Origin of the sequence: Microbacterium sp. NPDC076895, assembly GCF_040687115.1 — a bacterium.
Taxonomy (GTDB): domain Bacteria; phylum Actinomycetota; class Actinomycetes; order Actinomycetales; family Microbacteriaceae; genus Microbacterium.
Window position 1 is genome coordinate 46,065 of sequence record NZ_JBFBMQ010000007.1, and the last position, 24,188, is coordinate 70,252.

Below are 24,188 nucleotides of genomic sequence, written 5' to 3' on the forward strand. Positions count from 1 at the left end.
CTGCCTGCCGCTAGTGCGCAGGCTGGACGCAAGGAACGAAGGCGCGATGAACTCACGCATCCTGGTGGTCGACGATGACACCGCCCTGGCGGAGATGATCGGGATCGTGCTGCGCACGGAAGGGTTCGACACGGTCTTCTGCGCTGACGGAAACGCCGCTGTCGAGACCTGGCGCGCGGAACGTCCCGACTTGATCCTGCTCGATCTGATGCTTCCCGGTCGCGACGGCATCGAGATCTGCACGGCGATCCGCTCCGAGTCGGGCATCCCGATCATCATGCTGACAGCACGCACCGACACCGCCGATGTCGTGCGCGGACTGGAGTCGGGCGCTGACGACTACATCGTCAAGCCGTTCAACCCGAAGGAGCTCGTGGCCCGCATCCGCACACGACTGCGCCCCGGCGGGCACCCGTCGCAGGAGACACTGCGGATCGGGAACCTGACGATCGATGTCGCCGGTCACGAAGTCCGACGCGGCGACGAGGTGATCTCGCTCACGCCCCTTGAGTTCGAGTTGCTCGTCGCACTTGCCTCCAAGCCGCAGCAGGTGTTCTCGCGCGAGATGCTGCTCGAGCAGGTCTGGGGTTACCACTACAAGGCCGACACGCGTCTGGTCAACGTGCACGTGCAGCGGCTGCGCGCCAAGGTCGAACTCGACCCCGACAACCCCCGCATCGTCACGACAGTGCGCGGTGTGGGCTACCGGGCCGGTGCAGTGGAGTGAGTGTCGTCGACGATCGAACCGCGTGCAGCGGTCGCGTGAGGTGAGACAGTGGGCTCCCAAGGGGCCGCCGAGCCGTCGTTTCGCCCGCTGATCTGGCGACGCAACTGGAGGGCGTGGCCTGACAACCTCGTGCACCTGTGGCGACGTTCGCTGCGGTTTCGTACGCTCTCGGTGACGATCGTGCTTACGGCCTTCGCCGTCCTCATCGCCGTGACCTGGACGGCTCTGGCCATCCAGGACGATCTTTTCGCCTCCCGCCGCGACGAGGTTACCGAGCAGGCGCTTCGTGCGACGGCATCCGCGCAGACGGTGCTCGACAGCGCTGACACGCAGGGAGATCCGGCGCAGATCCAACGTGTCTGGCTTGGGCTGCGTACGGCGCTGCAGCAGCAGTCCTCGACCGACATGATCGCGACGTTTCGCATGGGGGCGCCCTCGGCCGCAGCGCAGGCGTACCGCGTCGGCGAGTTCGACACAGCGATCATCTCCGAGGGGCTGCGCGAGAAAGTGCGGGCCGACGCCAACCAGCAGTGGTGGCAGTCGGTAGCCCTCGATGCTTCGGGTACGCCCGGCATCGTCGTCGGGCAGCAGCTGATCTTCCCGCAGGTCGGCAACTTCGAGGTCTACTACGCCTACGGGCTGGAAAGCGCGGATCAGACGCTCCGCTTCGTTCAGGCAACGCTGTGGGTCGTCGGCGTCGCGCTGGTCTTGCTCATCGGCGGCATCGCCTGGTTCGTGCTCCGCTCGGTTACGACGCCCATCGGCGAAGCTGCACAGACCAGCGCGAAGCTCGCGGCGGGAGAGCTGGGTGTCCGGCTACCCGTGCGCGGCGAGGACGAGCTCGCAACGCTGGGTGAGTCCTTCAACGCGATGGCCGACAGTATCGAATCTCAGATCAAGGAGCTCGCTGATCTGTCGCTGGTGCAGCAGCGATTCGTCTCGGATGTCTCGCACGAGCTGAGAACCCCTCTGACCACCATCCGGCTCGCCGCCGACATGTTGAACGATCGCCGCGATGACTTCGACCCGGCGACTGCGCGCGCCGCCGAGTTGCTTGCTGCTCAGGTCGAGCGCTTCGAGGTTCTCCTCAGCGACCTCTTGGAGATCAGCCGATATGACGCAGGATCGGTGCAGCTCGAGCTGGAACCGACGAGCCTTGCCCATGTGGCAGAGGATGTGATTGCGTCGATGGAGCAGGTCGCCCACCAGCACGGCACAGATCTGCGCCTGGTCGCACCGGGCGGTTACTCGCCGGTAGATCTTGATCCCCGGCGGGTGCGCCGCATCCTGCGAAATCTCATCGGGAACGCCATCGAGCATGGTGAGGGCAAGCCGGTCGTGGTCACCGTAGACAGCAACCAGCAAGCCGTCGCTGTCGGAGTCCGAGACTTCGGCATGGGTATTGCCGCCGAGGATGCCGCACGCGTTTTCGACCGCTTCTGGCGCGCCGATCCGTCCCGCAAGCGCACCCTGGGCGGAACGGGTCTCGGCCTGGCGATCTCACTCGGCGACGCGAAGCTTCACGGCGGAGAGCTGGCTGTGTGGTCGGAACCTGGACGCGGGGCCCACTTCGTGCTCACGCTTCCGCGCGGCGCGCACCGCACGGGACCCGCGGCGCTTCCGCTGGACTCGCCCATTCCGCTCGACCCCGGCGATGAGAACACGGTCGACGCCTTCGAGCACACCCAGCCGATATCGACTGTCCCCAGCGGTGACCGAGCACCGGGAGCTCAGTCATGAGGCGGCTCATCGCAAGCGCGCTGGCAATGGTCGGCATCCTGGCGCTCTCGGCCTGCGCGGGGCTGCCCGTCAGTGGACCGGTCACTGCTGGTCGGCCCGTCGATGAGGTGCTGACCGGTCCTGAGGTGCGCTTCTTCCCGGAGGAAGCCCAGCCCGGAGCGACTCCGGAGGAGATCGTCGAGGGGTTCCTCCTGGCTGGATCGGGCTCGAGCAATGACTGGCAGGCCGCCCGGTCTTTTCTTGCACCCTCGATCCAGTCCTCGTGGGACCCCTCAGCGGGTGTCACGATCGTACCCACGGGGCAGATCGTTGCTCAGCCGGCGGTCGATGACATGGTCAAAGTCACCCTTGCGCCCGTTGCCAGTGTCGACGAGACCGGTCGCTACGAGCCGGCCCTCGGCGGCACCGCAACCCTCGCGTTCGAACTGGTCGAGATAGCGGGCCAGTGGCGGATCGCGAGAGCCCCCGACGGGATCGTCCTCGACGAGAGTGTGTTCGGCACCGTCTTCCATCGGTACTCGGTGATGTACTTCGACCCGAGGTGGACCTATCTCGTTCCCGACGAGAGATGGTTCCCGACCACATCCGCTGCCGTACGCATCACCACGGCGCTGGTCGATGAGCAGCCGAGCGATTGGCTCACCGGGGCAGTATCCACAGCATTCACGGACGACGTGACCTCCGTCTATTCGTCGGTGCCCCAGAGCGCAGGAACTGCGCAGGTTGAGCTGTCGCCGGAGGTGCTCGCACTGCCCCAGCTCACGATCGACCGCATGGCAACGCAGCTCGAAGCGAGCCTCGCCACCGCCGGGATCACGGAGGTGCAGCTGACCGTCGACGGCGTCCCGATCGCTGCCACTCCGGTACCGACCCGCTCGACAGCGGTTACCGGTAGCCCGCTCGTGATGACCGACCAAGGGTTCGGCTTTCTCTCCGGCAACGCGATCACGGCGATTCCCGGGCTTTCGGAGGCCGTTGTCCGAAGTAATCCTGTGGCCGTGCAGGTCGGACCGGACCAGGAGACCGCAGCGGTCCGCTCAGCGGACGGATCGGTTGCACGCGCTGAAGCTACCGACGATGTCGTGGTTCTCGACACTCGCAGCGGGCTTCGAGACCCCGTGATCGACGCTCGGGGCTTCGTCTGGAGCATTCCGGCCCGTTCACCGGCCGCTCTCACCGCCTTCGGCCCCGGCGTCGAGTCACCGCTTCTGTCGCAGCCGTGGGCGGCGGCCGGCGCCACCGATGTGCAGGCTGTGTCGATCTCCCGAGACGGGACACGCATGGCAGGCGTCGTGCGCGTCGGTGATCGCACCGAGGTATGGCTGTCCGGGGTCATCCGAAACAACGATGGAGTCCCGGCTCGATTGGGAGAGCCGACCGTTGCGGGCAGCATCGAGGGTGAGGCCGTGTCGATGGCGTGGACGGATGACGTCACTGTGGCCGTCGTTGTGCGATCGGGAACCGAGACCAACGTGGTCGAACAGGTCGTCGGGGGTGCCTCCGCAACCGTTGCCGGTCCGGCCGGCGTCTCGATCTCAACGGTTGCGACCGCCACGTCGAGCATTCGCCTCCGTTCGGAGGAGGGCGGGCTCTATGTACGCCGCGGAGCGAACTGGCTGCAGACTGCGGAGGGGATCTTGCTCCTTGCGGTTCAGCAGGGCACGCCACAGCGGTGACCCTTCGGCTCCTCCCGAGCTTCGTGTCGGCGTAGCCTTTCGGGGAATCGCTGCGGACCCCTGGTGCGACGGGTGTTGCGGTGCACGCTGGGGCGGTGACAACCTCTGCCTCCCCGCGTGCTGCGGCATGGGTGCACGCTGCAGCAGTGCAAGCGCTCTCGTGGCTCATCCCGGTCGATTGTGCTGGATGCGGCCAGCCCGACTCCCCACTGTGTGAGCAGTGCGAGCGTGCAGTGCGCAGTGGTGGTGTGAGGCACCGGACGGTCGCCGGCCTCGCGGTGGTCAGTGCGATGGACTATGCCGGGCCCGTCGTCGGTGTCATGCGCTCACTCAAAGCCGACGGTCGGACCGGGCTCGCTCGCCCGCTCGGGGCGGCCCTGCGCGGGGCGATGGGGCTGACGGATATCGTGCCCGGGGGACTGGTGCCTGCTATCGCTGCAGCTGCGGTCATCCCGGTTGCGATCCCATCGTCGTCAGCCGCGTTTCGCCGCCGCGGTTACAGCGTGGTCGAGCTCATCGCCAGGCGGGCTGGGCTCCACTGCCTACCCGCACTCCGCAGCGTGGGCTCCGGCCTCGACCAACGGGCACTGGGCCGGGCGGCGCGGGAACGCAATTCGCAGGGGATGTTCACCGTACGATCGGTGCCCGAGCGGCCCGTCGTCCTGATCGATGATGTTGTGACGACCGGCGCGACCCTGCGGGCAGCGGCCGAGGCGTTGCAGGCGGCAGGGGCAACGGTTATCGGAGCTGTCACTGTGGCTTCCACGCCGCTGCTGTGGTCACCTGACGCGCGGGGATGACGGGGGAATGGTAGCTCTGATGCGGCGTTTTCGGAGTCGCTGAGCGCCGGGTAAACGTGTCCTCGCACCTGTTCCTGCGGAGGATACGGACACAGCGGAAATCGTGCGTGACAGGCAGATGACCAGGGTCTAACGTGGGGGTGACAAGGCGACTGATGGTCCGCCCTTGGAACCGGGCGGACCGGAAACAAGGAGGTCAAGATGGACACGAACATCGTCGGCGTGGGAGTCGGTATCACCGATCGCTTCCGCTCGGTCGTCGAAGAGAAACTCGTCCGGATCGAACACCTCGCACCCCGTGCGCAGCGCATCGATGTCAAGGTCACCCACCGCACCTACCGCACGGGTCGGGTCGAAGACCACACTGTCGAGCTCACGCTCACCGGCAAGGGTCCGCTCGTGCGGGCTGAAGCAACCGATGCCGACAAGTTCACGGCGCTCGACATGGCTGTCGACAAGCTGTGCGAGCAGTTGCGCCGCGCCAAGGACAAGAGAGTGGATGCCCGAAACCACCCCCGTAAGGCGAGTTTCGACAAGGAGCGCGGTGAGCTCGACGGAATCGACATCCAGCCCGCATCGGCAGACGTGCTCCGTCGTGTGGCGACCGGCGAGGTGCCGATCGTCGACGGTGAGGATGACGAGGCTTACACACCCGTCGTGATCCGTACGAAGGAATTCGAGGCCGAGTGGATGACGGTCGAGGATGCCGTCGACCGGATGGAACTGGTCGGGCACGACTTCTTCTTGTTCATCAACGCCGCAACCGATCACCCGAGCGTGGTCTACCGCCGCAAGGGCTGGGACTACGGTGTGATCTCCCTCACGACAGAGGCGAGCCCGGCGGCCCTGGTGAGCTGACCGCCCGCGGCACTGCCGCGAGATAGAGGAACGGATGCCGCGGGCCCACCAGCTCGCGGCATCCGTCTTTCAATCGAAGATTCCGTCGAGGATGCTGCCGATCACCAGACCCCCGAGGATTCCTCCGACGAGGTCCGAACCGCCGCCGGCGCGGCGACCGAAGCCCTCCATGGGACCGCCCCACTGCGGCGGTGGACCCGCCGCGGGACGTGATGCGTCGATGTCGCGCTGGGCATACCGCAGCGCGTCGCCTGCCAGCTGGGCGGAGCGGCGGGCGAACTCCAGCGCCTGCTCGCGATCGTCCTCGGGGATGGTGGGGACGGTCGCGGCGGAGCCTCCGACGACGCGGTCCAGGTCTGCCCGGACGCGCTCGGCTTCGGCAAGGCGCGTGCGTGCGTCAGCACCGATCCAGCCCCGGTGGCCGGCAATGACGTCTCGGGCCACCGCGAGCTGGCGGTCGGCGTCATCGATCGCGTTTCGCACATGACCGAGCTCCGGAATCGGTCGGGATGCGCGTTCGAGCGCCGCGGCCACTGCCGCATCGAGTGCCGCGTTCGCTTCCCGCATCCGGGTCAAGTGCTCAAACGGGTCGGTGTTCACTCCGGCGGCGGGGAGCGCGGAGAGGGCAGCTTGCAGTCCTGACATCGCCTGGACAACGGCGGGAACCTGGGGGGCGGTTCGCGCAGCGATCAGATCCCCGCGCGAGTCTTCCACGATCGCGCCGAGTGTCGCTTCAGCTCGGAGGGCCTCGACCTCGAACGTTTCGACGGCATCAACCAGGGTCTCGGCGCGACGAGCCGCTTCCGTCGCGGCTTCCATCGCGAGATTCGCTTGCTCCCGCTGCCCGGCTTCCCGTCGACGCTCAGCGACTCCCGCGCTGTGTTCGGCAAAGCCCACGAGCTGTTCGGCTTCCGCGGGGTTTGCAGCAACGCCCTCCAACGCGCGCGCCGAGTACCTCGTGGCAAGCCGTTCTACGGTCTCACGGGCGTGCGGGATGCGTTCCCGGACACGGGCAGCGTCAGTGCGAACGCGGGCGATGATTTCAGGCGCACGACGTGCCCGCTCGATCGGCTCGGCCAGGGCAGCCATCCGGTCCTCGAGGAGGTCTTCTGCCCAGTCGCACAGCTGGATGATGCGGGTGTTTCGAGTGCGGAGTTCGTCGGCGGTGTCGGGAATCTCGTCGTGGTTGAGCTGGTGCAGATGGAAGGCCTCTTGCATGTGGGTTCGCACCGAATCGAGCGCGTCGCGCAGGTCGCCGACGGCGCCTGGGCCGAGTTCGGCTTCGGCGAACGAGACCTCGTCTGCGGCGAGACGAATATGCTCGTCGGCCGCAACGAGCGAGCTCTGTGCGCGGCGCGCGAGGTCGGCATCCTGTTGCGCCGTCTCGGCCTGTTCACGCTTGCGTCGTCCCCAAAAACCGGCCATGCCTTGATCCTAGAATCGCGCAGCCGTGTTCGGGCTGAGCGCTCAGACGCGCAGGGTGTCGATGACGCGTGAGCGCACCGCCACAAGCGCGGGAAGGAATCCCGCCAGCGCGCCGATGGCGACAGATGCGATGAGCCCGGTGATCGCGGCACGAACGGGGAAGGGTGGCACGTCCTGCAGAGCGCCGAACATGGCCAGCACCATGGGCGTGCGCATGATGGCGACGGCCAGCACGATTCCGATGACGCCGGCAACCGCGGTGGCGACGACGCTCTCGAGCAGGACCGCCGTGAAGATCCGGCCTGCGGTGGCTCCGAAGCTGCGGCGAACCCCGATCTCTCGAATGCGCTGGCGCATGGCTACCAGTTGGATGTTGACCAGCCCCAACCCGCCGAGCACGAGGATCAGGACGGCTATCGAACCGGTGACAAGTTCGAACATCGCAGCAGACGCCTGCGCATCGGGACGCGAACCCCAGTCGGTGCGCGAGACCGAGACCTGTACCGCATCCCCGGCCGCGGCGCGGACATCCGATGCCAGTAGTGCTCCGACCGTTGGGACGATCACCTCGGGCACCCAGAGCTCCCACGTGACCCCGGTATCGGCGGGGAGCGCATCAACCCGCTCTCGATACCCGTCGTACAGCATCCAGATCTGCTTATTCGAGTCCCACTCGCCCTCGCGCGGCGCGACGCCGATGATGGGGAATGTGCCTCCCGCAGCGCCAACCACCTCGATCGTCGGGTGGGTCGCCAGCGGCGGTGCTCCGAGGGCAGTCCACAGCGGGTAGCTGATCACGACGGGCGGCGCCAGCAGCCCCTCGTCACCCGGCACGAACCAGCGGCCTTCGGCAACTGTCGATCGATGGATGACGGGGTAGGCGGGGTCCACCAGCATCGTTGTGACGGGTCTGACCCACTCCGGAGTCTGTACCTGCAGGGTCACGGATGCGGCGAGCCGCGAGATGGAGGATAGATCGAACCGTGCGGCGGCGCCCGAGACATCCTCGTCGAAGCTGTCCCAGTCCATGGGGGCCCCGTCGGTGGTGGATGCCGACACCGAGATCGTGGCGACGCGACCGCCGTACCGGTCTGACTGTTCGGCTGCCGCCTGCCGCTGGTAGTCGCCGAGCGCGACGACCGCGGTCAGTGCTGCAACCGAGACGGCGATACCGATCAGGCTCAGTAGGACCCGCAGCTTGTGGTGGCGCAGTTCCGCCCATGCCTCCAGGAGCGCGCCGACGAACCCGCTCATGACGAGACCGCCCCGAGTGCGGTGTCAGCGAACGCCCGATCGAGGTCGACGGGCGAGAGTACGCCATCGGCAAGTCGCAGGTGCCGTCGTGCGCGAGCTGCCACGTGAAGGTCGTGGGTGATCGTCACGAGCGCGGCGGAGCTTTCGGTTGCGATGTCATCGAGCAGCGCCATCACCGCGGCGCCGGTCTCGACATCCAGAGCCCCCGTCGGTTCGTCGGCGAGGATAAGCGCCGGGCGGCGTACGAGGGCGCGCGCTATCGCGACGCGCTGCTGCTCGCCGCCCGACAGTCGCTCGGGGGGCGTGTCAAGCCGGTGGGCCAAGCCCACACGGTCCAGCATCGCTGAGGCGAGCTCCCGGCGGCGCCAGAACTGCTTACCGCTCGCGTACCCGAGCGGCATCTCGACGTTCTCGAGCGCCGTGCGACCGGCAAGCAGATGAAACTGCTGAAAGACGAAGCCGACATCTCGCCCCCGCATCCGGTCGAGCCGCCCGCGTCGGATGCCGGCGACCGGCGTGCCTCGAAACTCTGCGGTTCCCGATGTCGGCAGATCGAGCAGGCCCAGAATGTTCAGCAGTGTGGACTTGCCCGAGCCGCTGCGTCCGACGATCGCGACGTGGTCGCCCGCCGAGACGGCAAGGTCGACACCGCGCAGGATGTCGAGCGTCGACTCGTCAGGGAGTGCGACCTGCTTGGTCACACCCTCGAGCCTGACAAGACTCACCAGCTCCACCCCGGATCCTCACAGAACTGACCGCCCATGCCGTCGTCGTAGCAGACCGGCTCGTTCGGGGCCGCGAGGCCGGGCACGAACTGGCGCACCTGCTCGCCCTCGGACAGTCCGGAGACGACCTCGACGACGGTGCCATCGCTGACTCCGAGTCCGACTTCCCGCTCCTCCAGGGCATCGCCGGTCCCGGCATCCACCCACACCAGCCCCGTGCCTGCTCCGCCGCGGACGGCTGTGACCGGGACCACGAGCGCGTCGTCGACCGTGGCCACCCGGATCGACAGCTCGGTCCGAAGCCCGGCGAACACCGTCTGATCGGTCGGCACCGCGCACGTGATGCTCGTCGTGCCATCCTCGGACACCTGCACCGACAGCCCTGTGCACGCGAAGGGCGCAGGGCCGCCCTGGATCGTGACTTCGCCCTCGGTCGGGGCGTTCAGCAGCCGGTACAGCTGCACTGGCTCGATGGTGCTCTGCACGTGGTACCGAGCGGGGCTGAGCGTCGCGATCTCACCACCGATGCTCGTCGCCTGGCCTTTGACCACAGCGACGGCCGTCACTTCGCCAGCCTCGGGGGCCACCACGTCGATCGTCTTGACGGGGTAGGACTGCTTGATCGTCATCAACACCTGACCGGTCGCCACCGACTGGCCCGGCGCGACCTTCACCTCGCTGACGGCTCCGTCGACCTCAGAGCGCACCGTCACGGCGTCGTCGCGCGCAATCGTTCCCACAAGAGTCAGTTCGTCGATCACGCTCTGGCGTACGACGGGAACAACAGGCTCGGCGATCTGCCCTCCCGGATCTGCCGATGCTGTGGCGGTATCGGGGAAGAACGCCATCTTCACGAGTGCCGCAGCGATAGCGCCGAACACGATCACCAAGAGGATGGGCAACACCCATCGACGCCACACGGCCATAGACACACGCCTTCCATTCGCGACGAAGCATTACCCCGATGAGCGCGGACGGCTTCGTTATCCCCCGCGTGCAACCTATCCCGGGGCTGCGGGCCGGGCCAAGCATGACGGCTGACTGTCGGTGACAATTCAGGGTCTTCCCCGAGAGGCTCAGGGTGCACGCCTCGCGGGCGGGGGTGGGCGCTTCCGCTGGGAGCGGATCCAGCGCACGCTAAGGTCACGGCCCGGTAACATGAGTCGGTATGTCCGCGCGCGGTTCGCGCCGGGTCGGCACCTCGGGTGCCGCCGTTGACAGATGGAGAGCTTTCCGTGGCCAATCCTCTCGAGAAACTCCTGCGTGCCGGCGAAGGTCGGCTGCTGCGGCGCTTGCAGCAGGTTGCGAAGGCGGTCAACGCCCTCGAGGACGAGTACTCGCAGCTGACCGATGACGAGTTGCGGGACGAGACCGCGGAGTTTCGCACCCGCTACGAGGCGGGCGAGACGCTCGACAAGCTGATGCCCGAGGCCTTCGCGGCCGTGCGCGAGGCCGCGAAACGGACGATCGGTCAGCGGCACTACGACGTGCAGTTGATGGGCGGCGCTGCGCTGCACCTCGGCAACATCGCTGAGATGAAGACCGGTGAGGGCAAGACGCTGGTGGCAACGCTTCCCGCGTACTTGAACGCGATCGCGGGCAAGGGCGTCCACGTGATCACCGTCAACGACTTCCTCGCGAGCTATCAGGCCGACCTCATGGGGCGCGTGTACCGGGCGCTCGGGATGACGACCGGCACGATCGTGTCGGGACAGACCCCCGAGGTGCGCCGGGAGCAGTACCTCGCGGACATCACCTACGGCACGAACAATGAGTTCGGCTTCGACTACCTTCGCGACAACATGGCGTGGCGCCGGGAGGACCTCGTCCAGCGCGGCCACTTCTTCGCGATCGTCGACGAGGTTGACTCGATCCTGATCGACGAAGCCCGGACGCCCCTGATCATCTCGGGACCCTCCGCTGGCGAGGCCAACCGGTGGTTCGCCGAGTTCGCGAAGATCGCTCGGACTCTCGAGCCGGGCGTCGACTACGAGGTCGACGAGAAGAAGCGCACGATCGGTGTGCTTGAGCCGGGTATCGAGAAGGTCGAGGACTACCTCGGGATCGACAACCTCTACGAGTCGGTCAACACCCCGCTGATCTCGTTCCTGAACAACTCGATCAAGGCGCTCGCCCTGTTCAAGCGCGACACAGACTATGTCGTCATGAACGACGAAGTGATGATCGTCGATGAGCACACCGGTCGAATCCTGGTCGGCCGTCGCTACAACGAGGGCATCCACCAGGCGATCGAGGCGAAGGAGGGCGTGCCGGTCAAGGCCGAGAACCAGACCCTCGCGACTGTCACCTTGCAGAACTACTTCCGCCTCTACGACAAGCTCTCGGGCATGACCGGTACCGCCGAGACCGAGGCTGCCGAGTTCATGTCGACCTATCAGCTGGGCGTCGTCGCAATCCCCACGAACAAGCCCATGATCCGCAAGGATCAGTCGGACCTCGTCTACAAGAACGAGCCGGCGAAGTTCGCCCAGGTGGTCGAGGACATCGCGAAGCGCCACGAGTCGGGTCAGCCGGTGCTCGTCGGTACGGTGTCGGTGGAAAAGAGCGAGTACCTGTCGCGCCTGCTCGCGAAGAAGGGCATCAAGCACGAGGTGCTCAACGCGAAGAACCACGCGCGCGAGGCCGAGATCGTGGCACGCGCCGGGCGACTGGGCGCAGTGACCGTCGCAACGAACATGGCGGGGCGTGGAACCGACATCATGCTCGGCGGGAACGCTGAGTTCCTCGCGGTGCAGGAGATGAAGGCGAAGGGTCTCGATCCGGTGGAGACGCCGGACGAGTACGAGGCCGAGTGGGATGCGGTGTACCAGTCGACCCGCGAGCACGTCGCCGAAGAGGCCGAGAAGGTCGTTGCCGCCGGCGGCTTGTACGTGCTCGGTACGGAACGGCACGAGTCGCGCCGCATCGACAACCAGCTCCGTGGTCGGTCCGGCCGTCAGGGCGACCCGGGCGAGAGCCGGTTCTACCTGTCCCTGACCGATGACCTCATGCGCCTGTTCCAGTCGGGCGCTGCCGAGGCCATCCTGTCGCGCACGAACTTCCCCGATGACGTCGCGATCGAATCCGGCATGGTCTCTCGTGCGATCAAGAGCGCACAGTCGCAAGTGGAGGCGCGCAACGCCGAGCTGCGCAAGAACGTGCTGAAGTACGACGACGTCCTCAACCGTCAGCGTGAAGCCATCTATTCGGATCGTCGCCACATCCTCGAGGGAGATGACATCGCGGATCGAGTCCAGCACTTCATCGAGGACGCGATCAGCACGCTCATTGACGATCACACGGGTACGGGTCACACCGAGAGCTGGGACTTCGACGCTCTGTGGACCGAACTCAAGACGCTGTATCCGGTTTCACTCACGATCGACGAGGTCGTCGCCGAATCGGGAAGCAAGGGCAAGGTCACGCCCGAGGTCCTCAAGCGCGAGATCATCTCGGATGCTCGGATCGCCTATCAGAAGCGCGAAGAAAGTCTCGGTGAGGCTGCCATGCGCGAGCTCGAGCGGCGCGTCGTGCTCCAGGTCGTCGACCGCCGTTGGCGCGACCACCTCTACGAGATGGACTACTTGAAGGACGGCATCGGCCTGCGTGCGATGGCCCAGCGTGATCCGCTGATCGAGTACCAGCGCGAGGGCTATCAGATGTTCCAGCAGATGATGGGCCAGATCAAGGAAGAGTCAGTCGGGTACCTCTACAACCTGGAGGTCGAGGTACGCCGCGCCGAGGGCGAGAGCGCCGCCGAAGTCGAGGCTAAGGGTCTGTCTATCGCGCCCGTCGAGGGGCAGCGCCTGCAGTACTCCGCAGCCAACGACGCTGGTGAGGTCGAGGTGCGCAACGAACGCGGCCAGGTGCAGCAAGCGGCGACCAGCCGGGCCCGTCAGGCTGCGGCATCCGCGCCAGCAGCGCCCGTCGCGCCGGCGGCTCCCGCCGCGCGAGGCGCGTTCGGGCAGCGCACCGATGGCGAAGCGCCGGCACAAGCAGCCCAGCCGCCGCTGAACCGCGCCCAGCGACGCGCAGCCGACAAGAAGAAGTAAGCGCGGGGCGCGAGCCACGCGCGGTCAGGTGGCCCGGCGGGTGCGGCATTATCCTGAACGGATGACCCACCCCCGGCCGCTCGACCAGTCGAGCAAACTCAAGCACGTCCTCTACGAGATCCGGGGGCAGGCCCTGGTCGAGGCCGACCGGCTTGAGGCCGAGGGGCACCGGATCCTCAAGCTGAACACGGGCAACCCGGCAGCGTTCGGCTTCGAGGCTCCGTTCCAGATCGTGCGGGACATGATCGAGGCGGTGCCCGAGGCCCACGGCTACAGCGACAGCCGCGGTATCAAGTCGGCTCGACTCGCGGTCGTCTATCGGTACGAGCAGGTCCCCGGATTCCCCGCGCTCGACCCCGACGACGTATATCTCGGGAACGGGGTTTCCGAGCTCATCACGATGACGATGCAGGCCCTCCTTGACGAGGGCGACGAAGTGCTGATCCCGGCTCCCGACTACCCGCTGTGGACGGCGATGACGAGCCTGGGGGGCGGGACGCCGGTCCACTACCTCTCCGATGAGCAAAACGGCTGGCAGCCAGACATCGAGGACATCCGCTCGAAGATCACGGAGCGCACCAAAGCGATCGTTGTCATCAACCCCAACAATCCGACCGGTGCCGTCTACACGAGGGAAGTCCTCGAACAGATCGCCGACATCGCCCGCGAGCACTCTCTTCTGGTCCTCGCTGATGAGATCTACGACCGCATCCTTTTCGACGATGCGACGCACATTCCGATGGCTGCTGTTGCGCCGGATCTGCTGGTGCTGACCTTCAACGGACTCTCGAAGACCTACCGAGTCGCGGGCTACCGCTCGGGGTGGCTGGCGATCACGGGACCGAAGGATCACGCAGCCGGCTTCCTGGAAGGCATCACCCTCCTCGCTTCGACCCGGCTCTGTCCGAACGTTCCGGCACAGTACGCCGTGCAGGCTGCGCTGTCGGGAGTCCAGTCGATCGACGCGCTGATCGCGCCCACGGGGCGCTTGCATGAGCAGCGGGATGCCGCCTGGGAGGCCCTGGAGTCGATCCCGGGAGTGAGTTGCGTCAAGCCCGAGGGGGCGCTGTATGCCTTCCCGCGCTTCGATCCGAACGTCTACGAGATTCGCGATGACGCGAAGCTGGTGTACGACTTCCTCGTCGCCGAGAAGGTGCTGCTTGTGCAGGGGACGGGATTCAATTGGCCGACCCCTGACCACGTGAGGATCGTGACGCTTCCGGAGTCTCGGGTGCTCACCGAGGCGATCGAGCGGCTCGGGAACTTCCTGTCGTCGTACCGGCAGTAAGGCGGAGCGCCCTGCGCGGCGTGGTCACAGCAGGGCGAGCGAGGTGGTGCGCCAACGACCGTCCATGCCCTCCAACCGCAGGGCTACCGCACGGGTGCGTGCGGGGCCACGGACGATGACGACGCCCTCGACGATGCCGTCCGCGGGGGAGGAATAGCGCACGGAAACGATCTGATGCACGGGACGTTTGGCGGGCATGCCGCGGGCACTTCGTGCGCGGGCGGCCAGGTTGGCTCGGGTGACGAGCTTCCGATAGGCATCCTCGGTCAGCCACCTGGCGAGTTGGTCTACCTCGCGAACGCCCGCGAAGATCTCCAGGACCCCGCGCGAGATGTTGCGTAAGAAGGTCTCAGGATCGGGGAGGTCGGCGGTGCTCGTGCGCTGCGGCGCGAAGTACTGGTTCAGCTCGGCCGCTTCGTCTGCCGCGCGGTAAGCGCGTGCGAAGTTCGGTTGCGTCGTCGCCATGAGATCTCACTCTCGACCGGTAACAGGATGTCGAGAAGTAGAGCACACGGCGGGATGCCGGGTGGGGGCGGGGGCCTCGCTGTGGACAGTTTCTCATCGACTCCTCATCTGGGACGTACGCTCGCCCCGTGCGATGGGACCGGCTGTTCGATGACCTCGAAGCTCAAGCATCCGCCGAGTGGGAAGCAGAGCGCGCAGCCCTCGCCTCCGAGTCTGAGCGGGTGCGCCTGTCGCGCGTATCGCTGCGGGACCGGCTTCTCGTGCTGCGGGATGCCCAGGCTCAGGTTCGGGCACACCTGAGTGGTGGCGGCGATGTCGACGGGCGGATCGTTGCGGTGGGAGCCGATTGGTTCGCGCTCGATCGAGGACCGTCCTCCGTCAGCATCGTGCCCCTCGCCGGGCTCATGGGACTACGGATGCCGCACGCCGACCTCCTGCACAGCGCCTCGGGACGCGCGGGGCAAGCCCTCCGTGAGCGGGTGGATCTTGGATTCGTTCTGCGCGACCTCGCGCGCCGGCGCGTTCCCGTCCTGGTCGAGCTGGTCGCTGGTGACTCCCTGACCGGAACCGTGGACCGAGCCGGTGCCGATCATTTCGATCTTGCCCTTCACGACCTCGATACCCCGCGGCATCCGTCGGCAGTGACCGGCTTTCGGATGGTTCCGTTCGGCGCGCTCGCGCAGCTGATCATGGCGGCGGGTGACTCGGGGCTCTGAGCCGCAGCAGCCTCGTGGATCAGTCGGGGTTGCGAATGGCTCCGGTGCCCCACAGCTCGGGGAAACTGGCGGTCTGAGACTGGTGCCACAGGGCCATGCGGCGGGTCTGCTCGACCTGATCGTCGAGGTAGGCCTCGACGCTCGTCTCGTCAATCCGCCACTGCCCGCTCTCGCCCACACGCATTCCGCGGAGCTGTCCGGCCAAGACGAGGGCCACCACGTCATCGACCTCGATCGCGAGCACTTCGGCGACCTGCGAGGGCGTCAACAGGCGCGCGTCGGCAGCGTGGGGATGGGGCATGTCCCCATTATGACGCCGGGTTCGGACAGGGCGGCGCAGCAGCGCACGCTGTGGATAAGCGCGGCAGCCCATCGCCTGCCTCGGTCACCATGGATCGCATGTTCTCACCGTCTCGAACGTCCCGGCGCTCCGCGTGGGCCGACCTGCGGTTCCTTATCGGCATCGTTCTGGTTCTGGCTTCTGTCGGAGGCGTGTGGTTCATCGTGTCGGCGGCGCGGCAGACCGAACCCGTGTACGTCGCCGTTCGGGCGATCGTGCCCGGCGAGCCGGTCGCTGCAGCCGACCTTGCCGTCGTGGAGGTTGCTCTCGGGGCCGCATCTGACGCCTACCTCGGCGCTGATGATCTCGGTGAAGGGCTCGTAGCGGCGCGGACGGTCTCGGCCGGAGAACTCGTGCCCGCGGATGCCCTTGTGACCGACGACAGCACGCGCTCGACGACGGTCGTCGTCCGCAGCGCGGCCGAGGTACCAGGGTCTGTCGTCGCCGGATCGACGGTAGAGCTGTGGGCAGCGCCGCGTCTGGATCAGTCGCGCTTCGATACGCCACGCATCCTCGTGGCTGACGCGACAGTCGTCAGTGTCAGCCGCGACGACTCGCCACTGGCAGGGGGAACGGCAGCGGTCGAGTTGGTGATCCCCCGGGCCGATGTCGCCGCCGCGCTCGCTGCGATCGCCGACGGTTCGGCGCTCTCGGTCATCCCCTGGACTCCGGGGCAGCAATGAGGGCGCTCATCGCGCTGGATGAGCCCCACGCGACACGTCTGGCTGACGAGCTGTCGCGGCTCGGATGGGACGCGCTGGCGGTGCCGGTCACGACCCCCGGCATCGCGGCCGCCCGCGGCGCAGTCCGTGACGCCCGCGACCAGGAGGTTGATCTTCTCGTCGTCGCTGCGCGCCACGACACCCTCACGCGCGAACTCGTGACAGCGTGCGATCGGGAGGGGGTCCGAATCGTTCCCGTGGGGGATGGAGAGGCGCCGGCGCGCCTCGCTCAGGCATTCGGGCTCGGTGTCCCGATGTCGCCTCGCGCTTCCGGTCGCGAGCTCGTGGGTGCCCTCCGAAACCCGCTGCCCGCCGCACCCGCTCCCCGGGCCGGGCGACGCGTCATTGCCGTATGGGGCCCGGCCGGGTCGCCCGGTCGCTCAACGATCGCGATCGAACTAGCGGTGGAGCTCGCCCGCGACCGTGACGTCTCCCTGATCGATGCAGACTCGCACGCGCCGTCGATTGCTTTGGCGCTGGGGCTCCCCGATGAAGGCCCGGGGTTCGCCGCCGCCTGTCGACAAGTGAGTCTTGGTGCTCTGGACGTCGCCGAACTCGATAGAATCGCGCTGCGGCTCGGGCGTGGGCCGCGCGTTCTGACCGGCATCAATCGTCCGTCGCGCTGGCCGGAGCTGCGTGAAGATCGTGTGCGCGCCGCGCTCGCGGTATGCCGTGAGTGGGCTGACGACACTGTCGTCGACGTGGCAGCGCCGCTGGACCGCGACGAAGAGATCGTGAGTGATCTCGCGGGGGACAGGCGCAACGCCGCCACGATCGCGGCCCTCCAGGAGGCTGATCTCATCGTCGCCGTTGCTGCTGCGGATCCTGTCGGCATCAGCCGATTCGTTCGCGGGTACGCGCAGTTGCGCGAGACGGTGGGAGCGACACCGATCGCCGTGGTCGCCAACCGGCTGCGCCCGGGCTCCCTGGGCATCGACGCCCGCGGTCAGGTACGCCGAAGTCTCGACCGGTTCGCCGGTATCCGTGAGGTGTGGTTCGTGCCTCAAGATCCGCGCTCGGCTGACGCTGCGCTCCTGGCCGCCCGCCCGATCGCAGACGTTGCCCGCAGATCACCGATCGTGTCCGGGGTGCGACGTCTCGTGGCTGAGGCGCTCGCCGTCGATACTCGCAAAGCTGCGTAGTTCGAGCATTCACGCCGGGGCTCTAGGCTGAAACGATGTCGACCCTCAGCGATCTCGTCTATGCCCAGGGGCGTTCCACCGGCGCGGATGTCGAATGGCTCCACCGCTTGGCCGGGGACGGTCAGCTGTTGGCCGATCTCGCGTTTGCTGACATTGTCATCTGGGTTCCGACGACGGATGACTCGTTCGTCGCTGTCGGCCATGCCCGCCCCAGCGGAGCTGCGACCCTGTTCTACCGTGACATCGTCGGTGACCCGGTCCGCCCGCAGTGGCGGACCCAGATCCGCGAGGCGTTCTTCTCGGGAATGATCGTCGACTCGGCATCCCCGGACTGGTTCGAAGAGACCCCGACCCGGGTGCGTGCGGTACCGATCGTGCGAGGGGCCGGCTCCGGTCGCACCACGGTGGGAGTCCTGACCCGTCACACCAATCTCGGCGAGACGCGTACTCCCTCGCGGCAGCAGATCACCTTCAACGAGTGTGCCGATGATCTGTTCGGGATGGTCGCCTCGGGTGACTTCCCCGATCTGAGCGCGCCGACAGCGCCACGGCGGGGCGCGCCTCGAGCCTCGGACGGTCTCGTGCGCCTCGATGTCGATGGGACTGTGACGTTTGCGAGCCCCAACGCACTCTCGGCGTTCAACCGCATGGGATTCGAGGACGAGCTCGAGGGAGAGTCGCTCGTCGAGGTGACGACGGAGATCCTTCCCGAGAAGCGCCAGTTCGACGAATCGCTTCCGTTGGTGGTGACGGGTCGGGCGCCCTGGCGCGCCGACATCGAGGCGCGGGGGGTGACGGTGAGCCTGCGGACCATCCCGCTGCGTGATCACGGGACGCGCATCGGTGCGATCGTGCTGTGCCGCGATGTCACGGAGCTGCGCCACCAGGAGCAAGAGCTCATCACGAAGGATGCGACGATTCGCGAGATCCACCACCGGGTCAAGAACAATCTGCAGACCGTCGCATCGTTGCTTCGCATTCAGGCCCGCCGATCCCACACGGAGGAAGCTCGCGAGGCACTGACCCAGGCGATGCGTCGTGTTTCTGCAATCGCCGTCGTGCACGACACCCTGTCAGAAGGGCTCACACAGCGCGTCGATTTCGATGATGTCTTCGATCGCGTTCTCAAACTCGTCGCCGAAGTGGCAGCCGCGCCGACCACTCGCGCGCGGACCCGTTCCGTGGGGCGCTTCGGCACGCTCCCGAGCGAGTACGCAACGCCACTGGCGCTGGCCCTCACGGAGCTGGTGACGAACGCCGTCGAGCACGGCCTCGCAGGCAAAGAGGGCGACGTCGAGATCGAGGCCGAACGGGACCCCGAACGGCTCCTGGTGCGTGTCCGCGACAACGGCGTGGGGCTGCCGGAAGGGCAGGTCGGCCGAGGCTTGGGCACCCAGATCGTGCGCACCCTCATACAGGGAGAGCTGGGGGGCACGATCGATTGGCACACGCTCGTCGGAAGCGGCACGGAAGTCACGATCGACATCCCGCTGCGCTACATCGCGCTCGATTGACGACGGCCTGACGTCGCCGCCTCCGAGGCTGTCAGCTGGCGCGGCGCGCGCGGGCAGCGCGGCGTTTGAGGGCGCGGCGCTCGTCTTCGGAGAGCCCGCCCCACACACCCGAGTCCTGACCGGACTCCAGGGCATACTGCAGGCAGATTTCGGTGACGGTGCACCGGGCGCACACGGATTTTGCCTTCTCGATCTGGTCGACCGCTGGACCCGTGTTTCCTACCGGGAAAAACAGTTCGGGGTCGACAGTCAAGCAGGCGGCCTTGTCGCGCCAATCCATAGGGGGTGCTCCTTGATGGGGAATGAGCATCGGGCCACGGGGGCGGTCGGATACTCTATGAGGTGTACGAGAAGATGTCTCGTCCCACGACCTTGTGGGAGCACACGGCTTTACCCATCGTCCCACAGCCGTTCACCCGAATCAAGGGTTCATTCGTGAGGACGATGCAAGAACGCTATGAGCGGGCCGAGAGTGATCGGGAGGTCAATGCAGTGACGCGCTCGATGACTGCCGCTCGAGTGGCAGGCGTGATCGTGCTGCTGGAGGCAGCAGGGCTCGGCGCGCTCGCGGCATGGGAAGCCGTTGCGGTCATCGCCGGCGATACCGCAGCGCTGGACAGTGCGATTGCGCTGATCGTGTTGACGCTGGCCGGGGCTGCGATCGTCGCGGTGTTCGGCATCACGACGTGGCGAGGGCTGTCATGGGGTCGCTCGGGAGCGATCGTGACGCAGTTGCTGATTCTCGCCGTCGCCCTGGGTGCTGCAACGGGCCAGTACGCGCATCCGGTCACGGGCGTCGTGATCGCCATCCCGGCGATCGCCGCCCTCGTGCTCCTGGTGATCGCCGTTCGCAGCGCGGCTCCACCGGCGCGGGAAGACTAGAGACCGAGCAGACCGCGGATTCGGGCAACGTGCCCCGTCGCCTTGACGTTGTACAGGGCGTGCGCGATGACGCCGTTCTCGTCGAGGACGAAGGTCGAGCGCAGCACCCCCTCTGTCGTCTTGCCGTACATCGTCTTCTCGCCCCACGCTCCGTAGGCCTCGTGGACGGCACGGTCGGGGTCGCTCAACAGGTCGTACGGAAGTGCGTCCCGTTCGCGGAACGCCCGGAGCTTGGCGGGAGCGTCGCGCGAGATGCCGAGCACGACGTACCCGGCGCTGCGAAGCGGCTCGACACTGTCGCGGAAGTCACAAGCTTCCGTCGTACACCCCGGCGTCATCGCCTGCGGGTAGAAGAAGAGGATGACGCCCGAGCCCCGAAGGTCGTGCAGCGAGACATCCGTCTCGTCCTGGTTCACGAGGGTGAAATCGGGTGCAGCGGTACCGGGTTCAAGACGCACTGTCATAGGTCCACCCTAGAGCCGCGCGTTCGTCGCCGCGCTCTCGACAGGGCCCTCAGCGCTCAGGGGCGATCGGCGAACGTCGTGAGCAGACGCTGCAGTGAATCCAGTCGGGCTGCAGCCCCGGGCCCGAGGCGTCCCGCCGCGACAGCCTCCGCGATGGCGCAATCGGGCGCGTCCGGCAGGTGAGTGCATCCACGCGGACACTCCCTCGCGACCTCGGCAAGATCGGTGAATGCCCGCAGGATATTGTCGGGGTCGACGTGACCGAGCCCGAAGGAGCGTACGCCGGGGGTGTCGACGACCCATCCCGTGCCCGAGGGGGCCTCGTAGCGCAGCGAGACCGTGGAACTCGATGTGTGTCGTCCCCGGCCGGTGACCTCGTTGACATGTCCCGTCGCGCGATCGGCGCTCGGAACCAGAGCGTTGACGAGAGTCGATTTACCGACACCGGAGTGTCCGACGAAAACGGTGCTGTGGCCGACCAGGGCGGCACCGATCCGATCCAGCGGCATGTCAGCGCGTGCACTGGTGAAGACGTCGAGGTCGAGTCCCGCGAAATGCGACAGGAAGTCCGTCGGGTCGGACAGATCGGTCTTCGTGATGACCATCAGGGGGCGGATGCCGGCGTCGAGCGCGGCGACAAGGTAGCGGTCGACCAGGCGAGGGCGCGGCTCCGGATCGGCGGCGGCGATGACGATGAGCATCTGATCGGCGTTGGCGACGATGACGCGCTCCACCTGATCGGTGTCGTCGGCACTTCGTCGCAGAAGCGACGTGCGCGGCTCGATTCCGACGATCCTGCCGAGCGTTCCCTCGTCTCCCGAGGTGTCTCCCACAACCCGGACGCGGTCACCGGTGACGATCGCGGTGCGGTGCAGCTCGCGAGCCCGGGCAGCTGTCACCTGGCGTTCGTCATCCGTGTCTTCGCCGACGAGCACCGTGTAACGGCCGCGGTCTACCCCCAGGACGCGTGCGATCTGGGCATCCGCGTGGCTAGGGCGGCGCTTCGTGCGCGGCCGGTTGGCTTTGGGGTTCGGCCTGACGCGGATATCGCTCTCGTCCATGCCGAGCTCATCGTCGTCATCGACGTCCCCGAGCCAGCTCACTCGGCGCCGTTCCCTTCGAGCATCGAGGTCCACAGGTCGGGGAACTGGGGCATGGTCTTCGCGGTCGTTCCGATGTCGTCGACCACGACGTCATCGACGGCGAGGCCGATCAGGGCGCCGGTTGTGGCAATGCGGTGATCATGGAATGCCCGCCAGACACCGCCGTGGAGCGGCCCGGGCAGAACCCGCAGACCGTCCTCGAGCTCGTCAGCGGTACCGCCGAGCGCGCGCAGGTTTCCGACGAGCGCTGCGATGCGGTCGGTCTCGTGGCCGCGGATGTGACCCACGCCGGTGATCGTCGTCGGTTCCGCGGCGAAGGCGGCAAGCCCGACGATCGTGGGCGTCAGTTCGCTCGCTGCCGACAAGTCGATCTCGATGCCACGGATGCCGCGCCCCGCAGCGACGGTGAGGGCTCCGCCGCGTCGCGTGACGCGGGCACCCATGTCGTGCAGGATCGACCCGAGCATCGCCCCCGGCTGGGTGGAGTGAGCAGGCCACCCTGTGATCGTGACGCTGCCGCCGGTGACCATGGCAGCTGCCAGGAACGGCGCCGCGTTTGACAAATCCGGCTCGATGGCGACGGTCTTGCCGCGGGGCGGCTGCGGAGGCACGATCCATTCGCGCGGGGAGGGCCTCTCGACGTGCACACCGCGATGCGCGAGGCATTCGATGGTCATGTCGATATGGGGCATGCTCGGCAGCCGCGACCCGGAATGGATGAGGTGGAGGCCGGTGTCGAAACGGGGCGCCGCGAGCAGCATCCCGGACACGAACTGGCTTGAGGCGCTCGCGTCGATCACGACTTCACCGCCGCGGATGTGACCGTGCCCGCGCACGCGGAAGGGGAGTGCCCAGCGACCCTCGTCATCGACGTCCACGCCCACGTCGCGAAGGGCCGTGATCATCGCACCCATGGGACGGTGCAGGGCGCTCTCATGCGCTGTAACTACGACATCACCGTCGGCCAGCCCCGCAATACCCGCGATGAACCTCATCACGGTCCCTGCCTGCCCACAGTCGACTGTCGCGCCGTGCATCCCCGAAGACGACGCACCGGCCGACCCTGCGCTGCCAGGAGGAGTCACCATCAGGTCGGGCCCGAACGGGCTGTCGCCCTCGACGGTGTCGATCTGGACGCCGAGCGCCTGGAGGGCGGCCACCATGCGCACCGAGTCGTCGGAGTGCAGTGGAGCGTGGAGGGTGCTCGGAGCATCCGCAATCGCTGAGAGGATCAGTTCGCGATTCGTCAGCGACTTGGATCCGGGGACCGCCAGACGGGCGGCGACCGCTTCCGCGGCGCGCGGAGCTGACCAGCCGGATTCTCCGGAACCGGTCGGGGTGGAATATCTCTCGCCGCTCATCGGTTCCTAGCCTAATGAGGGACGGAAGGAGCCCGATGACGATCGCTATGGCGCCGGACGTAGACTGGCGCGTGATGACTGATCAGGCCGAGGCGCCGGCCGACCCGCGCACGCAGTTCGAAGAGCAGGCCCTGCCGTTCATGGACCAGCTCTATGCGGCTGCGATGCGAATGACACGCAACCCCGCGGATGCCGCAGACCTTGTGCAGGAGACCTTCGTCAAGGCCTACGCCTCCTGGTCGAGCTTCACACAGGGCACGAACCTGAAGGCCTGGCTCTACCGCATCCTGACCAACGCGTACATCAACACGTACCGCAAGAAGCAGCGGGAGCCGTACCAGAGCGCGATCGAGGATCTCGAAGACTGGCAGCTCGGCGGCGCAGAGTCCACGACCTCAACGCGCACGCGGTCGGCGGAAGCCGAAGCGATCGATCACATGCCGGCATCCATCGTTAAGGACGCACTGCAGTCGATTCCCGAAGACTTCCGCCTCGCGGTCTACCTTGCCGATGTCGAAGGCTTCGCGTATCAGGAGATCGCCGACATCATGAAAACCCCCATCGGCACCGTGATGAGCCGTCTGCACCGTGGCAGACGGATGCTGCGGGAGCTGCTGGCCGAATATGCGACCGAGCGGGGCATCTCGGTCGCCGCCTCGAGGAGCGAGACATGACTGACTGCGGCTGCGCTAAGGCCACGCGGGACTTGGAGGAGTACCTGCGAAACGAGGTGTGCAAGACCGAGCACGCCGACATTCGAGAGCACCTTGAGCACTGCCCGGCCTGCCGCGAGGAGGCGCTCGTAGCGACCACTCTGACCGAGGCTGTCGCACGAGCGTGCAAGGAGACAGCTCCCGAGGAGCTGCGCGACCAGGTGATCTCGACGCTGCGTGCCGCACAGGCGGCTCATCACTGATCCACAGGATCTCCCTCC

General features: G+C 66.9%; 24 protein-coding genes. 14 read left to right on the forward strand and 10 right to left on the reverse strand.

The genetic code is table 11. From position 1 onward, the window contains the following. The first annotated feature begins 46 nt into the window (after positions 1-46). From mtrA to raiA, 5 genes are all read left to right on the forward strand, one after another. Positions 47-727 (forward strand): MtrAB system response regulator MtrA, encoded by a 681-nt coding sequence (gene mtrA / locus AB0O89_RS07745; RefSeq protein WP_292711772.1) that lies wholly within the window; start codon positions 47-49, stop codon positions 725-727. Positions 728-775: 48 nt separating this feature from the next. Next, positions 776-2,467: an MtrAB system histidine kinase MtrB gene (mtrB, locus tag AB0O89_RS07750; protein WP_363495913.1), complete on the forward strand. Its 1,692-nt coding sequence runs from the start codon at positions 776-778 to the stop codon at positions 2,465-2,467. Continuing rightward, a complete protein-coding gene (locus AB0O89_RS07755) occupies positions 2,464-4,143 on the forward strand; it encodes an LpqB family beta-propeller domain-containing protein (RefSeq protein WP_363495916.1) in 1,680 nt (559 codons plus the stop codon). The genes mtrB and AB0O89_RS07755 overlap by 4 nt, the downstream gene beginning before the upstream one ends. Before the next feature lie 248 nt (positions 4,144-4,391). Then, positions 4,392-4,943 carry a phosphoribosyltransferase family protein gene (locus tag AB0O89_RS07760; RefSeq protein ID WP_363495919.1) on the forward strand — a complete coding sequence of 184 codons (552 nt, stop codon included), beginning with the start codon at positions 4,392-4,394 and terminating at the stop codon, positions 4,941-4,943. 201 nt (positions 4,944-5,144) lie between these two features. Beyond that, positions 5,145-5,801 carry a ribosome-associated translation inhibitor RaiA gene (raiA, locus tag AB0O89_RS07765; protein ID WP_341577901.1) on the forward strand — a complete coding sequence of 219 codons (657 nt, stop codon included), beginning with the start codon at positions 5,145-5,147 and terminating at the stop codon, positions 5,799-5,801. A gap of 69 nt (positions 5,802-5,870) precedes the next feature. Here raiA and AB0O89_RS07770 read toward each other — a convergent pair whose 3' ends face one another. From AB0O89_RS07770 to AB0O89_RS07785, 4 genes are read right to left on the reverse strand one after another with little or no spacing between them, the layout of a single operon-like run. After that, positions 5,871-7,226: a hypothetical protein gene (locus AB0O89_RS07770; RefSeq protein WP_363495923.1), complete on the reverse strand. Its 1,356-nt coding sequence runs from the start codon at positions 7,224-7,226 to the stop codon at positions 5,871-5,873. A gap of 42 nt (positions 7,227-7,268) precedes the next feature. Further along, positions 7,269-8,480 carry an ABC transporter permease gene (locus AB0O89_RS07775; protein WP_363495926.1) on the reverse strand — a complete coding sequence of 404 codons (1,212 nt, stop codon included), beginning with the start codon at positions 8,478-8,480 and terminating at the stop codon, positions 7,269-7,271. Next, positions 8,477-9,205 (reverse strand): ABC transporter ATP-binding protein, encoded by a 729-nt coding sequence (locus AB0O89_RS07780; RefSeq protein WP_363495929.1) that lies wholly within the window; start codon positions 9,203-9,205, stop codon positions 8,477-8,479. The genes AB0O89_RS07775 and AB0O89_RS07780 overlap by 4 nt, the downstream gene beginning before the upstream one ends. Further along, entirely contained in the window at positions 9,202-10,131 is a 930-nt protein-coding gene (locus tag AB0O89_RS07785; protein ID WP_363495932.1) for a biotin/lipoyl-binding protein, read from the reverse strand. Before AB0O89_RS07785 ends, AB0O89_RS07780 begins: the two co-directional genes overlap by 4 nt. A 309-nt stretch (positions 10,132-10,440) precedes the next feature. Between AB0O89_RS07785 and secA the strand changes: the two genes are divergently transcribed. Beyond that, a complete protein-coding gene (secA, locus tag AB0O89_RS07790; RefSeq protein WP_363495935.1) occupies positions 10,441-13,257 on the forward strand; it encodes a preprotein translocase subunit SecA in 2,817 nt (938 codons plus the stop codon). 61 nt (positions 13,258-13,318) lie between these two features. Then, positions 13,319-14,545 carry a pyridoxal phosphate-dependent aminotransferase gene (locus AB0O89_RS07795; RefSeq protein WP_300593471.1) on the forward strand — a complete coding sequence of 409 codons (1,227 nt, stop codon included), beginning with the start codon at positions 13,319-13,321 and terminating at the stop codon, positions 14,543-14,545. Between the two features lie 24 nt (positions 14,546-14,569). Here AB0O89_RS07795 and AB0O89_RS07800 read toward each other — a convergent pair whose 3' ends face one another. Then, entirely contained in the window at positions 14,570-15,010 is a 441-nt protein-coding gene (locus AB0O89_RS07800) for an Rv3235 family protein (RefSeq protein WP_341577905.1), read from the reverse strand. A 128-nt stretch (positions 15,011-15,138) separates the two neighbouring features. On the opposite strand from AB0O89_RS07800, the gene AB0O89_RS07805 reads away from it, so the two are divergent. Next, positions 15,139-15,726, forward strand: a complete 588-nt coding sequence (locus AB0O89_RS07805) for a hypothetical protein (RefSeq protein WP_363495939.1) — start codon at positions 15,139-15,141, stop codon at positions 15,724-15,726. 19 nt (positions 15,727-15,745) lie between these two features. Here the strand turns inward: AB0O89_RS07805 and AB0O89_RS07810 are convergent, their stop codons facing one another. Beyond that, a complete protein-coding gene (locus tag AB0O89_RS07810) occupies positions 15,746-16,027 on the reverse strand; it encodes a helix-turn-helix domain-containing protein (protein WP_341577907.1) in 282 nt (93 codons plus the stop codon). A gap of 98 nt (positions 16,028-16,125) precedes the next feature. Between AB0O89_RS07810 and AB0O89_RS07815 the strand changes: the two genes are divergently transcribed. From AB0O89_RS07815 to AB0O89_RS07825, 3 genes are read left to right on the forward strand one after another with little or no spacing between them, the layout of a single operon-like run. Further along, on the forward strand, positions 16,126-16,749 hold the full coding sequence (locus AB0O89_RS07815; RefSeq protein ID WP_363495942.1) for an SAF domain-containing protein: 624 nt from the start codon (positions 16,126-16,128) through the stop codon (positions 16,747-16,749). After that, positions 16,746-17,930, forward strand: coding sequence for a hypothetical protein (locus AB0O89_RS07820; protein ID WP_363495945.1), 1,185 nt, complete (start codon positions 16,746-16,748; stop codon positions 17,928-17,930). Before AB0O89_RS07815 ends, AB0O89_RS07820 begins: the two co-directional genes overlap by 4 nt. A 35-nt stretch (positions 17,931-17,965) precedes the next feature. Further along, complete coding sequence (locus tag AB0O89_RS07825) at positions 17,966-19,444, forward strand: PAS domain-containing sensor histidine kinase (RefSeq protein ID WP_300591248.1); 1,479 nt, start codon at positions 17,966-17,968, stop codon at positions 19,442-19,444. Between the two features lie 31 nt (positions 19,445-19,475). Here the strand turns inward: AB0O89_RS07825 and AB0O89_RS07830 are convergent, their stop codons facing one another. Continuing rightward, entirely contained in the window at positions 19,476-19,724 is a 249-nt protein-coding gene (locus AB0O89_RS07830; RefSeq protein WP_019182239.1) for a WhiB family transcriptional regulator, read from the reverse strand. A 164-nt stretch (positions 19,725-19,888) separates the two neighbouring features. Between AB0O89_RS07830 and AB0O89_RS07835 the strand changes: the two genes are divergently transcribed. Then, positions 19,889-20,326, forward strand: coding sequence for a histidine kinase (locus AB0O89_RS07835; RefSeq protein WP_363496217.1), 438 nt, complete (start codon positions 19,889-19,891; stop codon positions 20,324-20,326). Here AB0O89_RS07835 and bcp read toward each other — a convergent pair. From bcp to aroA, 3 genes are read right to left on the reverse strand one after another with little or no spacing between them, the layout of a single operon-like run. Next, complete coding sequence (gene bcp / locus AB0O89_RS07840) at positions 20,323-20,790, reverse strand: thioredoxin-dependent thiol peroxidase (protein ID WP_363495950.1); 468 nt, start codon at positions 20,788-20,790, stop codon at positions 20,323-20,325. The two genes, AB0O89_RS07835 and bcp, sit on opposite strands and share 4 nt — an antisense overlap. A gap of 56 nt (positions 20,791-20,846) precedes the next feature. Further along, entirely contained in the window at positions 20,847-21,893 is a 1,047-nt protein-coding gene (rsgA, locus tag AB0O89_RS07845) for a ribosome small subunit-dependent GTPase A (RefSeq protein ID WP_363495953.1), read from the reverse strand. Beyond that, on the reverse strand, positions 21,890-23,254 hold the full coding sequence (aroA, locus tag AB0O89_RS07850; protein ID WP_363495956.1) for a 3-phosphoshikimate 1-carboxyvinyltransferase: 1,365 nt from the start codon (positions 23,252-23,254) through the stop codon (positions 21,890-21,892). Before aroA ends, rsgA begins: the two co-directional genes overlap by 4 nt. A gap of 74 nt (positions 23,255-23,328) precedes the next feature. Here aroA and AB0O89_RS07855 point away from each other — a divergent pair, with 74 nt between their 5' ends. Beyond that, positions 23,329-23,928, forward strand: a complete 600-nt coding sequence (locus AB0O89_RS07855; RefSeq protein WP_300591253.1) for a sigma-70 family RNA polymerase sigma factor — start codon at positions 23,329-23,331, stop codon at positions 23,926-23,928. Continuing rightward, entirely contained in the window at positions 23,925-24,170 is a 246-nt protein-coding gene (locus tag AB0O89_RS07860; protein WP_292711813.1) for a zf-HC2 domain-containing protein, read from the forward strand. Before AB0O89_RS07855 ends, AB0O89_RS07860 begins: the two co-directional genes overlap by 4 nt. Positions 24,171-24,188: the final 18 nt, after the last annotated feature.